Source organism: Mesorhizobium sp. M1A.F.Ca.ET.072.01.1.1, from assembly GCF_004023325.1.
GTDB lineage: Bacteria > Pseudomonadota > Alphaproteobacteria > Rhizobiales > Rhizobiaceae > Mesorhizobium.
Genome location: NZ_RZSF01000191.1, coordinates 1 through 12,846, shown reverse-complemented (window position 1 = coordinate 12,846; position 12,846 = coordinate 1). Strand labels below are relative to the sequence as shown.

The following is a 12,846-nucleotide window of genomic DNA, read 5'->3' as shown; positions in this document are numbered from 1 at the left end:
CTGCGCATCTGCGTCGACTCGCTTGCCGAAGGGGCGAAGAACGCGCTGCCTGTCGGCATCGCCTGCGCCATCGTCGGCATCGTCATCGGCACGCTGACGCTGACCGGCATCGCTTCGACCTTCATCGGTTGGATCATCTCCATCGGCGAGAACAATCTGTTCCTGTCGCTGCTGCTCACCATGCTCACCTGCCTGGTGCTCGGCATGGGCATCCCCACCATCCCCAACTACATCATCACCTCCTCGCTCGCCGGCCCGGCGCTGCTGTCGCTCGGCGTGCCGCTCATCGTCAGCCACATGTTCGTCTTCTATTTCGGCATCATGGCTGATCTCACCCCACCGGTGGCGCTCGCCGCTTTCGCCGCGGCGCCTATGGCCAAGGAAAGCGGGCTGAAGATCGGCATCCAGGCGACGAAGCTCGCCATCGCCGGTTTCGTCGTGCCGTTCATGGCCGTCTACACGCCGGCGCTGATGCTGCAGGATGCAGGCCCGATCGCGGCTTCGTTCGGCTATCCGGTCGAGGTCGCCTACATCGTCGCCAAAGCCTGCATGGGCATCGTGCTCTGGGGCGCCGCCGCCGTCGGCTTCCTCGCCCGCCGCATGGCCTGGTGGGAGCGCCTGGTCGCCTTCGCCGCCGGCGTGCTGCTGGTGGCGGCGCTGCCGCTCACCGACGAAAGCGGCTGGGCGCTGGCGCTGCTCTGGATCGGCTGGCACCGCTGGCGCGCGCGCCAGGCATCCGCGGCCGGCCCTGCATGAGCCTGTGCATCCTCGCAGCCGGCAAGTCGGTGACGCTTGCCGTTGCCGCCTTTACCTTGTCCTGGACACATTCGGTGGAACGGACGCGCTGGCAAGAGCACTGGAAGGTGACGCCGGCAGGTCTGCGCGTCGTCGAAGCGCGCGTCAAGGGCTCCGGCGCCGGCATGGAGCCGCCGGAAGGCTCGGTGCTGCGGGACGGATGGTGGGTCTATGCGCCACGGATCGGGCCACAGCCGCGGCTGGTGCTCGCGGCCTCCGGCGCAACCGGGGGAGGCTGGACCTTGTGCACGGCCAAGGGCTGTCGCGAGCTTGGCGGGACGGCCGGGGATACGGTCGCGCTCGAAGCCTGCGCCGGTTCGAGCCAGCCGCGATAAAATCCGCGTCGCGATCGAAAATCACCGGCGCGAGCCTGGCCTTGGTACCGCCTCGTCCTTTGCAATAGGCCTCCGCCTCGGCGAGCGAGCGGCCGGCGACGAGCAAGGTCAGACGCGGCTCGCTCTCCAGCAACTGCACGATGCGTCCGCCGAAGGTGCCGTAACCGCGGACAATCAGAAGCTTCATCCGACCCTCCGATCTCAACTGATCAGCCGCTGCCGCAGCTCGGCGGAGGGGATCTCGCAGCTGTGTTTGCGGCCGAACAGCGCATAGCGGTTCTTGGCGATGCGGTCGTACAGCCAGTCGCGCAGCGGCCGCGGCAGGACGAGCAGCAATCTCGCGGCGCGCCACGGCCAGCCGAGCGCCGCCATGACGGCGACGAAACTGTCGAGCTTCGTGAAGGCGGCGCCGTCGATGATGGCGAGGTTGCTGTCGTAATCCTCGGTCGGCAGGCCGTGCTCACGAAACAGCGCCTCGCCGAGCGGCGATTGCGCGGTGGCGAAGCGGAAGCGTTTGTTCCGGTCGATCTTGAGGACGATCTGGACGAAGCCCGAGCAGAACACACAGACGCCGTCGAACACGAGCAGCGGCTGGCGGGCATCGTAAGCTTGGCCTGGGAGAAGGGGACGTTTCTGTTCGGACAGGTCGGTCATGTCGGCCCCGGCTGCTTGTGCCCCTAGGCACTAGGCTAGGGGGACACTAAGCCGGCCGGCGGCGGCGTCAAAGTCGCGGCGTTGTCGCACGCCTGCCGTCGATGACGGCGGGGCGCTCGTCACGATAGGTCGTGGCGCGGGTGTCGGCGACCGGCTTGCAGATCCGGCTGTTGTGGCGGCTGTCGAGCATCGTGGTCAGTGCGTGCCGATGCCGAGCGAGTTGCCGCGGCGCGCGCAGGCCGGGCCCGGGCCGCGCATGTAATAGCGCTCGGGCCGATAGGTCGGCGCGACGAATTCGCGGATGGCGGCGGCATAGCCGGCGATGTGATTCCAGAAGTTCATTTTTCCTGTCCCTGTCCCGTTTTCGGATGTCCCTTCCGAATTGCGAGGATCATAGCCTCGAGGCGTGAATAGTCGGTGAACGCGATGTTAATTTCTGGTCCGAAACGCGTTGCATCGTGGCTGGAATGCGGCTGATTCGCGGTCTTTCGAAGCCTTTTGTCGCGTTTCCGGCTCGTGTGACTTTTGCATCACATATGTTTCGTCTCTATGTCGCTTGGGCGCGCTTCTGTTTCACGCATCGAAGGTGGCTTGAAATTTCCGTGCGGCGTCGTCCGCCGGCAGGAACCTGCCCTGCGCGGTGACGTTGATCGATCAAGGCCGGGGCCGAAACCCGGCCGCGTTGGCGGCGGACCGGCCGCGCAACTTCCGGACAACACCAGACATGGAAGGCAACCGCCATGGGTTTCTTTTCGAAAGACATCAAGACGCTGGACGACCTCTTCGTCCACACGCTGCGCGACATCTATTATGCCGAAAAACAGATCGAGAAATCGCTGCCGAAGATGATCGACAAGGCGACGGATTCGCAATTGAAAGCCGGTTTCGAGAAGCATCTCGCGCAGACCAAGGGCCACATCGAACGGGTCGAGCAGGTATTCGAGCTGCATGGCGTCAAGGCCAAGACCGTCAACTGCCCCGCCATCGACGGCATCCTCGAGGAGGCTGACGACGTGAGCGGCGACGTGGAGGACAAGGAGGTCCTCGATGCCGCGCTGATCGCCTCGGCTCAGGCCGTCGAGCATTACGAGATAACGCGCTACGGCACGCTGATCGCCTGGGCCAAGCAGCTCGGCCGCAGCGACTGCGCCAATGTGCTGGCCAAGAACCTCAAGGAAGAAGAGGCGACCGACCGCAAGCTCACCGAGATCGCGGAAAGCAAGGTCAATCTGCAGGCTGCCGAATAACTAATTGTGAGCCCGAAAGGCCGGCGGACAGCCGCCGGCCTTTCGCCTGCCCGGAACCGAAGCGGAGCCTTGGCCGTTGCGATGGCACCCGCCTGCCAGGGAGGTCGCCGTGGCGTCTACGTCCAGGCGCAGATCCGCATAGGAGCACGATGTCATGGCCGGCCTCGAGCAATACCACGCCAAGCGCGATTTCCGGAAAACCTCGGAGCCGGCCGGCCAGCTCGCGCCCAGCAAGAAGACCGACGCCGGCGGCATCTTCGTTGTCCAGAAGCATGCCGCGACGCGGCTCCACTATGACTTTCGGCTCGAGCATGATGGCGTGTTGTGGAGCTGGGCGGTCACGCGCGGACCGAGTCTCGACCCGCACGAGAGGCGGCTGGCGGTGCATGTCGAGGACCACCCGATCGACTATGCGTCTTTCGAGGGCACCATTCCGAAGGGCGAATATGGCGGCGGTTCCGTCCTCGTCTGGGACGAAGGCCGGTGGATCCCCGACGGCGACCCGGCCAAGGGCATGAAGAAGGGCCATATCGACTTCGAGCTCGAAGGCCAGAAGCTCAACGGTCGCTGGCATCTGGTCAGGCTGAAGCCGCGCCCGCGCGAAAAGCGCGACAACTGGCTGCTGATCAAATCCAATGACGCCGCCGCCCGCCCTGGTGAAGACATACTTGTAGAGGCGCCGCAATCGGTAAAGTCGGGCTTGACCATCGAGGAGATCGGCGAAGGCAAGACGGCCAAGGGCGCCAAACCAAGGGTCTGGCATTCCAACAAGCCGGCTGCAGGCAAGGCAAAATCCCCACGCCTCGAATTCGTCGAGCCGCAGCTGGCGACGCTCGAAAAGAATGCGCCTTCCGGCGAGGAATGGGTGCATGAGGTGAAGTTCGACGGCTACCGCATGCAGGCGCAGATCGCCGGCAGCGATGTCCGGCTGCTGACCCGCACCGGCCTTGACTGGACGAAGAAGTTCGAAGGTCCGGTCGTGGCCGAGCTTGCCGGACTGAAATGCCGCGACGCCATCATCGACGGCGAGATCGTCGTGTTGGCCGACAGCGGCGTGTCCTCCTTCGCCATGCTGCAGGCGGATCTCTCGGCCGGCCGCACCGACCGCTTCATCTACTACGTCTTCGACCTGATGCGGCTCAATGGCGAGGACCTTCGCCGCGAGCCGCTGGTCGAGCGCAAGCAGGCGCTGGCCGAACTGCTCGGCGAGCGGTCGGAGCAATCCGCCGTCCGCTTCAGCGATCATTTTGCGGAACCCGGCAGCGTCATGCTGCAGCATGTCTGCCGCATGGGTCTCGAAGGCGTGGTGTCGAAACGCGCCGACGCGCCCTATCGCAGCGGCCGTGGCCTCGCCTGGATCAAATCGAAATGCACGCTGCGCCAGGAATTCGTCATCGGCGGTTACTTTCCGTCGGACAAGACCGGGCGCGGCCTGCGCTCGCTGCTGGTCGGCTATCATGAAAGCGGCAGGCTCAACTATGCCGGCCGCGTCGGCACCGGCTTTTCCGGCAAGGTGGCTGCGGACCTGAAGAAGAAGCTCGACAGCCTCAAGACGACGAAGTCGCCTTTTTCCGCCGCTGTGCCGAAGGGCAAGGGCCTCGTCTGGGTCAAGCCCGAGCTTGTCGGCGAAGTGGAGTTCCGCAGCTGGACATCCGACCATATAATCCGCCACGCCTCGTTCCAGGGGCTGCGCGAGGACAAGCCGGCGGAGGACGTGGTGCAGGAAAAGCCGAAGCAAGCCGACGGCAAGACAAAAAGCGGAGCAAAGGCGAGCAGCGGCAGGACCGAGACAAAACCCTCGGCCGGAACGGCGAAGACCTCGGTGAAGCTGTCGCATCCCGACAAGCTGCTGTGGCCCGACGAAAAGGTCTCCAAGCAGGATCTCCTCGATCACTACGCCTTGGTCTGGCCGCGAATTGAGCCATTCGTCGTCAACCGGCCGCTCAGCCTTGTGCGGGCGCCGGATGGCATCCATGGCCAGCGCTTCTTCCAAAAACATGCCTCACCGGGCATGAGCGACAAGATCGCCAGGATGAACGATCCGACCGACGGCGAGGAGATCTTGTTCATCAGGGATTTCGACGGGCTTGCAGCCCTTGTCCAATACGGTGTGGTCGAGGTTCATATCTGGGGCTCGACTGTCGACGAACTGGAAAAGCCGGACCAGATCATCTTCGATCTCGATCCGGACGAAGGCATCGGGGTCGAGGCGGTGCGTGCCGCCGCCCTCGACATCCGAGCCAAGCTGAACGACCTGTCGCTGCCGACGCTGGTCAAGACGTCTGGCGGCAAGGGCTATCACGTGCTGGTGCCGCTCAAGCCCTCCGCCGAATGGGACGAGGTGAAGGACTTCGCCCATGATTTCGCCCGCGCCCTGGAGCAGGCCGCGCCCGACCGCTACACGGCGACGCTGTCGAAGAAGGCGCGCACCGGCAAGATCTTCGTCGACTACCTGCGCAACGGCCGCGGCGCGACCACGGTCGCGCCCTATTCCTCGCGCGCCAAGAAGGGCGCGACGGTGTCGATGCCGGTGACCTGGCCGGAGATCGAGAAGGGCCTGCCGCCCAATGCGTTTCCGCTCGGCGACGCCACGACGCTAAAGCAGCTGAAGAAGGCCGATCCGTGGGCGGATTTCTTCAAGCTGGGCAAACCGCTCAAGCGAGCTTAGCCAACAGCCGAGCCGGCCAGTCCGTCACGCGAGAAATACCCTCTCGAACTCCTGCTTGCCCTTCGGCGAGAACACCACAGCGCGGCTGTCCTTGTCGCGCCGCGCCCATTTTTCGACGATGACCTTGTCGAGGATGGCGGCGCCCAGCGCGCCGGCCAGATGCGATCGCCGCACGCTCCAGTCGAGGCAGGCGCGGCAGATCGGCCGCTTCGCTTTGCTGTCGATCTCGATGCCGAGCGCGGCGAAATGCGAAATGGCTGACGGCGACAGCCTGATCTCGTGCTCCTGGCGCAGCAGCAGCTTCCGGTCGCCCAGACGGTCGAGCATCGCCACCGCCTGCTCGCCGGCAAGATGGTCGTAGCACACCCGCGCCACGCGCATGGCCGCGTCGCGCGGGCCGGGCCGCACCCGCTTCGGGCCGACCGCCTCGGCGACGCCGATGATCGCCTCGAGCATGCCCGCCACCTGCGGGCCGGCAAGGCCGTAGTAGCGATGCCGGCCCTGGCTCGCCAGCGTCAGCAACCCGCCGTCCATCAGCTTGGACAGATGCGAGGACGCGGTGGGCAGCGACACGCCGGCTTCAAGCGCCAGCTCCGACGCGGTCAGCGCCGTGCCGCCCATCAGCGCGTTGAGCATGTTGGCGCGGGCCGGGTCGCCGACCAGGCTGGCGATGCGGGCGATATCGGGTCCTTCACGCATAGTTCGATCCTCATCGAAGCATTCCCGTGAGGGGAAGCACTATTCTCAGGCGAGCTCAAGGAGCTCGGCAAACGCTGCTGACACCAGAACGTCTAGCACAGCCGGTGAAGCGATGTTTCGACCGTGGTCGAACCGTCGCCGCCAGCAAGCCCACCGACCCAGTAAGCCAATCGACGAGGAGACCGAAATGACCGTCACCTGCTTCATCCGCTACGAGATCGACCCTTTCGGCAAGGCCGCGTTCGAGCAATATGCGCGCGCCTGGGGTCAGGCCATTCCGCGCTGCGGCGCCGAGCTGATCGGCTATTTCGCGCCGCATGAGGGTTCGGCCACCACGGCTTACGCGGCCTACAACATCGAGAACCTCGCGGCCTACGAAGCCTATCGCGCGCGGCTTGCCGCCGACCCGGCCGGCAAGGCAAACTATGAGTTCGCGCGGCGCGAGAAATTCATTCTCAAGGAAGACCGGATCTTCCTGAAACTGGTCTCGGCACCGCATGGCCCGAGGCAGGTCTTTCGCACCGACGTAACGGTCAAAGAAGGGATAGAGGCATGATCGCCGTCATCTTCGAAGTCGAGCCGGCGGAGGGAAAACGTGACGCCTATCTTGGCATCGCCGCCGAGCTCAAGCCCCTGCTCGACGGCATCGATGGCTTCATCTCGGTCGAGCGCTTCCAGAGCCTGACCGATCCGAGGCGCGTGCTCTCGCTGTCCTTCTGGCGCGACGAGGAAGCCGTCAAGGCCTGGCGCAACACCGAGGAGCACCGGCAGGCGCAGAAGGCCGGCCGTGGCGGCATCTTTGCCGGCTATCGTCTGCGCATCGCCCATGTGGTGCGCGATTACGGGCTAAATGAAAGGGCTGAAGCGCCCAAAGACAGCCGCATAGTGAATGGGTGAAACGCGGCTCTCCCTTCCCCTGTGGGCCTGATGCGTAATTGGCCCGCAAGGGGAGAAGGAGGGTCGGCCCTCACGCATTGCCGATCAGCACACCCGCTCCGAACACCAGCGCGCCGCCCAGCACCACCTGGAAGGCGGCGCGCCAGAACGGCGTCTGCATATAGCGGTTCTGGATGAAGGCGATCGCCCACAGTTCGAAGAACACGACGATCGCGGCAACGATCGTTGCCGTCCAGAAATAGGGAATGAGATAGGGCAGCGCGTGGCCGAGTCCCCCCAGCGTCGTCATGATGCCGACGGTGAGCCCCCGCTTCATCGGCGAGCCGCGCCCCGAAAGTTTGCCGTCGTCGGAAGCCACCTCGGTGAAGCCCATCGAGATGCCGGCGCCGATCGAGGCGGCGAGGCCGACGAGGAAGGTCTGGAAGGTTGCATGGGTGGCGAAGGCGGCGGCGAAGATCGGGGCCAGGGTCGACACCGACCCGTCCATCAGCCCGGCCAGCCCCGGCTGCACATAGGTGAGGATGAACTGGCGCTGCTCGGTTGTCGCTTCCTCCTCCTTCACCTCGCCCGGGACGTGCTCCTGTTCGAGTTCATGCGCGGAGTTCTCGTGGCCGAGTTCCGCCGCCGCCAATTCGTCGAGCAGCTTCCGGGTCGACGCATCGGTGGTGCGCTTGGCCGCCTCGACATAGAAGCGATAAGCCTGCCGCTCCATGTCCTCGGCCTGACGGCGCACATGCTCGATGCCGAGCGGCCGCACCAGCCAGTCGGGCTTGCGTTCGTAGTAGCCTCGCACATGCTCGCGCCGGATCAACGGGATGCGCTCGCCGAAGCGCTTGCGGTGAAGCTCGATGAGGGAATCGCGGTGGCCGTCTTCCTCCTCCGCCATGGCCTCGAACACCTTGGCCGATTGTGGAAACTCTTGTGCCAGCCCGTCGGCATAGGCCCGGTAGATGCGTCCGTCGTCCTCCTCCGACGAAATCGCCAGCGCCAGGATTTCCTGCTCCGACAGCGAATCGAAGGAGCGGCGGCCAAAGCCGAAAACACGGGAAAGCATGAGAAAATCACCCTAGTTTAGAACGATTCTAAACTAGGGAATCGTTTGCCGAGGGTCAATCGCGAACGCCGCGGGACAGGCAGAATTCGTCGATCCAGCTTTCCGCTCGCACCCTTCATTATTGCCGAATGTTCACCTATATGGAACGCATTAGCCAAAAACGAAGGAAACACGGGATGACGGACAAGAAGCCCCCGCACGCATTCGATCCAAAGCCGGTTCTCGATCTCATCGCCAGCATCGAGGCCGACCTGCAGCGGCTCAAAGGCCTGGTCGAGCAGCAGGCCGAAAAATTCGACCCCGCCAATCCGCACAACAAGACGCTGGACGGCAAGCTGACCGAGGAAGGCGTCGAATGCTGCTACCGCATGTTCGACGACGGCAAGTCGCGCTACACGGTCGCCCAGCAGATGAAGATCTCTTTTGCTGCCGCCACGCATCGTTTCAACAGCTGGCGCAAGCTCGGCGGCAAGAAGCGGACGCGCGCGCTGCTGGGGTGAGCAGCGGCCGCCCTTCGCTTCGTCATCCTCGGGCCTAACCCGAGGATCCATGCCGCGACCACTTATTACGGAATGCAGAAGCGAGAGCGCGCTCTGGAAGTACCTGCGAAGAGTGTCCGTTCTGCTTCGGCTGCCCGCATCGCGAAGGTGCCGACATGGATTCCCGCGTCGCCTCGCTCCTTGCTCCGCCTGAGACTGACGAAGGTGACGGCCGTCGACGCTATCATCGCCAATATTGTCTCCATTACATTTTTTCGTTGGCGCGCCGCCGCGTTTTCCGTGCAGCATATGGGCATCATTCTCCCACGAGGCCCACCATGACCGCCCTCCCCGGCATCTCCGACATCCACGCCGCTGCCGCCAGGCTTTCCGGGCTGATCGTCGAAACGCCGCTGATCGAATCGCCGGAGCTCAACAAGCGCTATGGCGGCCGCATCCTGTTCAAGCCGGAGACGCTGCAGCGCACCGGTTCCTTCAAGATCCGCGGCGCCTACAACAAATTGTCGTGCTTAAGCGAAGAAGAGCGCAGCCGCGGCGTCGTCGCCTTTTCGTCCGGCAATCACGCGCAGGGTGTCGCCGCTTCGGCCGCCATGTTCGGCGTCAGGGCGGTCATTGCCATGCCCGCGGACGCCCCGGCGCTCAAGGTCGGCAATGTGCGCAAGATGGGCGCCGAGGTGGTGCCGTTCGACCGCTTCAACGACGACCGCTTGACGATCGTTCGTCCCTACATCGAAAAGGGCATGGCGCTGGTGCCGCCTTTCGACGATCCGGCCATCATTGCCGGCCAGGGCACGATCGGGCTGGAATTGGTGCGCCAGGCGAAGGCGCTGGGCGTCAGCCTGGACGCAATTGTCGTGCCCTGCGGCGGCGGGGGTCTGTCGAGCGGCATTTCCGTCGCTGTGAAGGACGCTTCGGCACGGACGCAAATCTGGGCGGTCGAGCCGGAGCATTTCGACGACACGCGCCGCTCGCTCGCCAAGGGTGAGCGGGTCTCGAATGAGCCCGGCCACACCTCGATTTGCGATGCGATCCTGACCGCCGAGCCCGGTGCCATCACCTTCGAGATCAACCGCAAAAACCTCGCCGGCGCCATCGCCGTCTCGGACAAGGCCACGGCGCAAGCCATGCGCGACGCCATGGCGTACTTGAAGCTGGTGGTCGAGCCCGGCGGCTGCGTCGCGCTCGCGGCGCTCGCGACCGGCGAGATCGATCTCGCCGGCAAATGCGTGGCGGTGGTGCTTTCCGGCGGCAATGTCGATTTCGGCACCTACGCGGAAATCATGGCGGCGGCGGCCTGATCGATCAGTCGCCGATCAATCCAGCGTCCGCCGGAACCGCACCAGCGCAACGCCGGCGAACAACGCCACGAACACCACCAGCCAGCCGATCTCGGTCGCCACAGCCGGCAGTTCCGCGCTCTTCAGCATGACGGCACGGGTGATGCGCAAGAAATGCGTCAGCGGAAAGATCTCGCCAAGGATCTGCGCCCAGCCAGGCATGCCGCGATAGGGGAACATGAAGCCCGACAGCATGATCGAGGGCAGGAAGAAGAAGAAGGTGAGCTGCAGCGCCTGCATCTGCGTGCGCGCGATCGTCGAAATCGTGTAGCCAAGCAGCACCAGCGCCAGCACGAACACCAGCACCGCCGAGAGCAGGAGCGACAGCGATCCCATGAAGGGAATGGAAAACAGGAGCTTCGCCGCCGCCAGCACCACCACCACCTGCACCGCGCCGACCACCAGGTAAGGCAGCACCTTGCCCAGCATGATCTCAAGCGGGCTGGACGGCATGGCCAAAAGGTTTTCCATCGTGCCGCGCTCGGTCTCGCGCGTCAGCGCGATCGAGGTCATCATCACCATGGTCATCTGCAGGATGACGCCGAGCAGGCCGGGAACGATATTGTATTGCGAGATGCCTTCCGGATTGTAGCGCCGGTGCACGACGACATCGAGCTGGCCGCGCGCTGCCTCCTTGGCCGCTTCCTGCATGCCTTGCGCTCTCAGCAGCGCCTGGCCGGCGACGGTGCTCAGCGTCGAGATGGCGCCGCTCGCCACCGCCGGATCGGTGGCGTCGGCCTCGATCAGGATCTGCGGATTGTCGCCGCGCTCCACCCGCCGCGCGAAATCGGCCGGGATGGTGACGACGAAGGCGACATCGCCGCGCGACATCAGGAACTCGGCTTGCGACGCACTTTGCGCCACATGGTCGAAGCGATAGTAGCCGGTGGTCTGCAGCGCCGAGACCATCGCCCGCGTGTAGGGATCGCTGCTGGTCGCGACGAGTGCTGCCGGCAGGCTCTTCGGGTCGTTGTTGATGGCATAGCCGAACAGCACCAGCTGTATCAGCGGCACGCCCAGCATCATGGCGAAGGTGATGCGGTCGCGCCGCATCTGGATGAATTCCTTGATCAGCAGCGCGCCGAGTCTCGCGAATGAAAAGATCGCTCTCACGCCATCTCTCATGCCATGTTGTCCTTCGAGCCGGACATGAACTGGATGAAGACATCTTCCAGGCTGGTCTCGCCCGGCGCCACCGTCACGCCCTTGTGCTTCTTCTCGACATCGGCGAGCGCCTTTTCGAGGGCTGCCTTGTCGGAGCCGACGACATGCAGCGTGGCGCCGAACGGCGCCACCTGGTCGACGCCCGGACGCCCCTGCAGCGCCTCGGCCACGCGGTCGAGGCGCGGTCCCTGCAGCACGAAGGTGGTCAGGCCGGCATTCCTCACCACCTCGTCCACTGTGCCGGTGGCCAGCATCTTGCCGTAGGAGATGTAGCTGATGCGGTGGCAGCGCTCGGCCTCGTCCATGTAATGGGTGGAGACCAGCACGGTGAGCCCGCCGCTGGCCAGGCGGTGGATCTCGTCCCAGAACTCGCGCCGCGCCTTCGGGTCGACGCCAGCCGTCGGCTCGTCGAGCAGCAGCAGCTTCGGCTTGTGCATGATGCAGGCAGCGAGTGCCAGCCGCTGCTTCCAGCCGCCGGAAAGCGTGCCGGCGAGCTGGTTGCGGCGCGTCGTCAGGCCGAGTTCCTGCAGGGTGTGCGAGACATACTCCTCGACCGGCTTCAGCTGGTAGAGCCGCGCCACGAATTCGAGATTCTCGCCGATCGTCAGATCCTCGTAGAACGAGAATTTCTGCGTCATGTAGCCGACTTCGCGCTTGATCTTGAGCGCGTCGGTAAGGATGTCGAAGCCGAGCACCGTGCCTTCGCCCGCATCCGGCGTCAAAAGCCCGCACATGATGCGGATGGTCGTCGTCTTGCCCGAGCCGTTCGGCCCGAGGAAACCGACGATCTCGCCCTCGGCGACCGTCATCGTGACATGGTCGACGACGGTCTTGTCGCCGAAGCGCTTGACCAGCCCGCGGACGTCGATGACGTTCATCTGCCTATATCCGCCAGGTCGACATCGACGATCTGGCCGGGCTGCAAGGGATGAGCATCGCCCTCCGGCCGCGCCTCGACGAGATAGACCAGCTTCTGCCGGTTCTCGAGCGAATAGATCACCGGCGGGGTGAACTCGGGATCGGGCGACACATAGCTGACGCGTGCCTTCAAATCCGGCCCGCAACCGTCGCAACGGACGCTGAGCAGCGTGCCGACCTTGACCGAGGAGAAGGCCGTCTCCGGCACATAGACGCTGAGTTTTACCGCGCCGTCGGGCAGCATCGAGATCACCGGCGCTGTCGGTCCGGCCGTATCGCCGGGATTGCGGATCACGTCGTCGATGCGGCCGGGCGAAGGCGCCGCCAGCACGCGCTTGGACAGGCGCCACTCGGCCTGCCCCAATTCCGATTGCGCCTGCTTGACCTGGTTCTCGGCAGCTCTGATCGTTTCGGCCCGCGCCGGCAGGCCGCCGACGGCAAGGTTCGCCTCCGCCTGGCCGACCTGCGCGTTGGCGGTCTCCAGCGAAGCCGAGGCCGTGTCGTAATCGGCCTGGGTGCCGGTGCCGCGCTTGTAGAGATCGCTGGCGCGGTCATATTTGCGTTTGGCGTCGGCAGCC

At 64.7% G+C, this 12,846-nt stretch carries 15 protein-coding genes; 8 read left to right on the top strand and 7 right to left on the bottom strand.

Going from position 1 to position 12,846, the window contains the following annotated elements; translation table 11 throughout:
* On the top strand, window positions 1–756 hold a 756-nt coding region (locus EOA32_RS23365), incomplete at its 5' end, for a TRAP transporter large permease subunit (protein WP_128372991.1).
* Window positions 753–1,130, top strand: a complete 378-nt coding sequence (locus tag EOA32_RS23360; RefSeq protein ID WP_067003181.1) for a DUF1850 domain-containing protein — start codon at window positions 753–755, stop codon at window positions 1,128–1,130. The genes EOA32_RS23365 and EOA32_RS23360, both read left to right, overlap by 4 nt.
* A 201-nt stretch (window positions 1,131–1,331) precedes the next feature.
* Here EOA32_RS23360 and EOA32_RS23355 read toward each other — a convergent pair whose 3' ends face one another.
* Together EOA32_RS23355 and EOA32_RS23350 are read right to left on the bottom strand one after the other, a co-directional pair.
* Window positions 1,332–1,784 (bottom strand): DCC1-like thiol-disulfide oxidoreductase family protein, encoded by a 453-nt coding sequence (locus tag EOA32_RS23355; RefSeq protein WP_067003179.1) that lies wholly within the window; start codon window positions 1,782–1,784, stop codon window positions 1,332–1,334.
* A gap of 195 nt (window positions 1,785–1,979) precedes the next feature.
* Window positions 1,980–2,126: a hypothetical protein gene (locus EOA32_RS23350; RefSeq protein ID WP_082980733.1), complete on the bottom strand. Its 147-nt coding sequence runs from the start codon at window positions 2,124–2,126 to the stop codon at window positions 1,980–1,982.
* Window positions 2,127–2,524: 398 nt separating this feature from the next.
* On the opposite strand from EOA32_RS23350, the gene EOA32_RS23345 reads away from it, so the two are divergent.
* Both EOA32_RS23345 and ligD read left to right on the top strand, forming a co-directional pair.
* Complete coding sequence (locus EOA32_RS23345; RefSeq protein WP_067003177.1) at window positions 2,525–3,031, top strand: ferritin-like domain-containing protein; 507 nt, start codon at window positions 2,525–2,527, stop codon at window positions 3,029–3,031.
* Between the two features lie 154 nt (window positions 3,032–3,185).
* Window positions 3,186–5,699 carry a DNA ligase D gene (ligD, locus tag EOA32_RS23340; protein ID WP_128372990.1) on the top strand — a complete coding sequence of 838 codons (2,514 nt, stop codon included), beginning with the start codon at window positions 3,186–3,188 and terminating at the stop codon, window positions 5,697–5,699.
* 24 nt (window positions 5,700–5,723) lie between these two features.
* On the opposite strand, the gene EOA32_RS23335 is transcribed toward ligD, so the two are convergent.
* Window positions 5,724–6,398 (bottom strand): winged helix-turn-helix domain-containing protein, encoded by a 675-nt coding sequence (locus tag EOA32_RS23335; protein ID WP_128372989.1) that lies wholly within the window; start codon window positions 6,396–6,398, stop codon window positions 5,724–5,726.
* Window positions 6,399–6,585: 187 nt separating this feature from the next.
* Between EOA32_RS23335 and EOA32_RS23330 the strand changes: the two genes are divergently transcribed.
* Window positions 6,586–6,954, top strand: a complete 369-nt coding sequence (locus EOA32_RS23330) for an NIPSNAP family protein (protein WP_067003171.1) — start codon at window positions 6,586–6,588, stop codon at window positions 6,952–6,954.
* The gene (locus EOA32_RS23325; protein ID WP_128372988.1) at window positions 6,951–7,295 is read left to right on the top strand and encodes an antibiotic biosynthesis monooxygenase; all 345 of its coding nucleotides are present in this window, start codon (window positions 6,951–6,953) and stop codon (window positions 7,293–7,295) included. Before EOA32_RS23330 ends, EOA32_RS23325 begins: the two co-directional genes overlap by 4 nt.
* 70 nt (window positions 7,296–7,365) lie before the next feature.
* Here the strand turns inward: EOA32_RS23325 and mbfA are convergent, their stop codons facing one another.
* Entirely contained in the window at window positions 7,366–8,349 is a 984-nt protein-coding gene (gene mbfA, locus EOA32_RS23320; protein WP_128372987.1) for an iron exporter MbfA, read from the bottom strand.
* A 176-nt stretch (window positions 8,350–8,525) separates the two neighbouring features.
* On the opposite strand from mbfA, the gene EOA32_RS23315 reads away from it, so the two are divergent.
* Window positions 8,526–8,849: a hypothetical protein gene (locus tag EOA32_RS23315; protein WP_067003166.1), complete on the top strand. Its 324-nt coding sequence runs from the start codon at window positions 8,526–8,528 to the stop codon at window positions 8,847–8,849.
* A gap of 317 nt (window positions 8,850–9,166) precedes the next feature.
* Window positions 9,167–10,147: a threonine/serine dehydratase gene (locus tag EOA32_RS23310; protein ID WP_128372986.1), complete on the top strand. Its 981-nt coding sequence runs from the start codon at window positions 9,167–9,169 to the stop codon at window positions 10,145–10,147.
* Between the two features lie 15 nt (window positions 10,148–10,162).
* On the opposite strand, the gene EOA32_RS23305 is transcribed toward EOA32_RS23310, so the two are convergent.
* The 3 genes from EOA32_RS23305 to EOA32_RS23295 all read right to left on the bottom strand — a co-directional run.
* Complete coding sequence (locus EOA32_RS23305) at window positions 10,163–11,299, bottom strand: ABC transporter permease (RefSeq protein ID WP_095777075.1); 1,137 nt, start codon at window positions 11,297–11,299, stop codon at window positions 10,163–10,165.
* 8 nt (window positions 11,300–11,307) lie between these two features.
* Window positions 11,308–12,228, bottom strand: coding sequence for an ABC transporter ATP-binding protein (locus EOA32_RS23300; RefSeq protein ID WP_095776790.1), 921 nt, complete (start codon window positions 12,226–12,228; stop codon window positions 11,308–11,310).
* Window positions 12,225–12,846 (bottom strand): HlyD family efflux transporter periplasmic adaptor subunit (locus tag EOA32_RS23295; protein WP_128372985.1); only part of this gene is annotated, 622 nt, incomplete at its 5' end. The genes EOA32_RS23300 and EOA32_RS23295, both read right to left, overlap by 4 nt.

What these genes read in the sequence shown, in the direction of transcription:
- EOA32_RS23300 (WP_095776790.1), bottom strand. Translation starts at nt 12,228, where the DNA reads ATGAACGTCATCGACGTCCGCGGGCTGGTCAAGCGCTTCGGCGACAAG.
- EOA32_RS23360 (WP_067003181.1), top strand. Translation starts at nt 753, where the DNA reads ATGAGCCTGTGCATCCTCGCAGCCGGCAAGTCGGTGACGCTTGCCGTT.
- EOA32_RS23345 (WP_067003177.1), top strand. Translation starts at nt 2,525, where the DNA reads ATGGGTTTCTTTTCGAAAGACATCAAGACGCTGGACGACCTCTTCGTC.
- EOA32_RS23330 (WP_067003171.1), top strand. Translation starts at nt 6,586, where the DNA reads ATGACCGTCACCTGCTTCATCCGCTACGAGATCGACCCTTTCGGCAAG.
- ligD (WP_128372990.1), top strand. Translation starts at nt 3,186, where the DNA reads ATGGCCGGCCTCGAGCAATACCACGCCAAGCGCGATTTCCGGAAAACC.
- EOA32_RS23315 (WP_067003166.1), top strand. Translation starts at nt 8,526, where the DNA reads ATGACGGACAAGAAGCCCCCGCACGCATTCGATCCAAAGCCGGTTCTC.
- EOA32_RS23335 (WP_128372989.1), bottom strand. Translation starts at nt 6,398, where the DNA reads ATGCGTGAAGGACCCGATATCGCCCGCATCGCCAGCCTGGTCGGCGAC.
- EOA32_RS23325 (WP_128372988.1), top strand. Translation starts at nt 6,951, where the DNA reads ATGATCGCCGTCATCTTCGAAGTCGAGCCGGCGGAGGGAAAACGTGAC.
- EOA32_RS23310 (WP_128372986.1), top strand. Translation starts at nt 9,167, where the DNA reads ATGACCGCCCTCCCCGGCATCTCCGACATCCACGCCGCTGCCGCCAGG.
- mbfA (WP_128372987.1), bottom strand. Translation starts at nt 8,349, where the DNA reads ATGCTTTCCCGTGTTTTCGGCTTTGGCCGCCGCTCCTTCGATTCGCTG.
- EOA32_RS23355 (WP_067003179.1), bottom strand. Translation starts at nt 1,784, where the DNA reads ATGACCGACCTGTCCGAACAGAAACGTCCCCTTCTCCCAGGCCAAGCT.
- EOA32_RS23350 (WP_082980733.1), bottom strand. Translation starts at nt 2,126, where the DNA reads ATGAACTTCTGGAATCACATCGCCGGCTATGCCGCCGCCATCCGCGAA.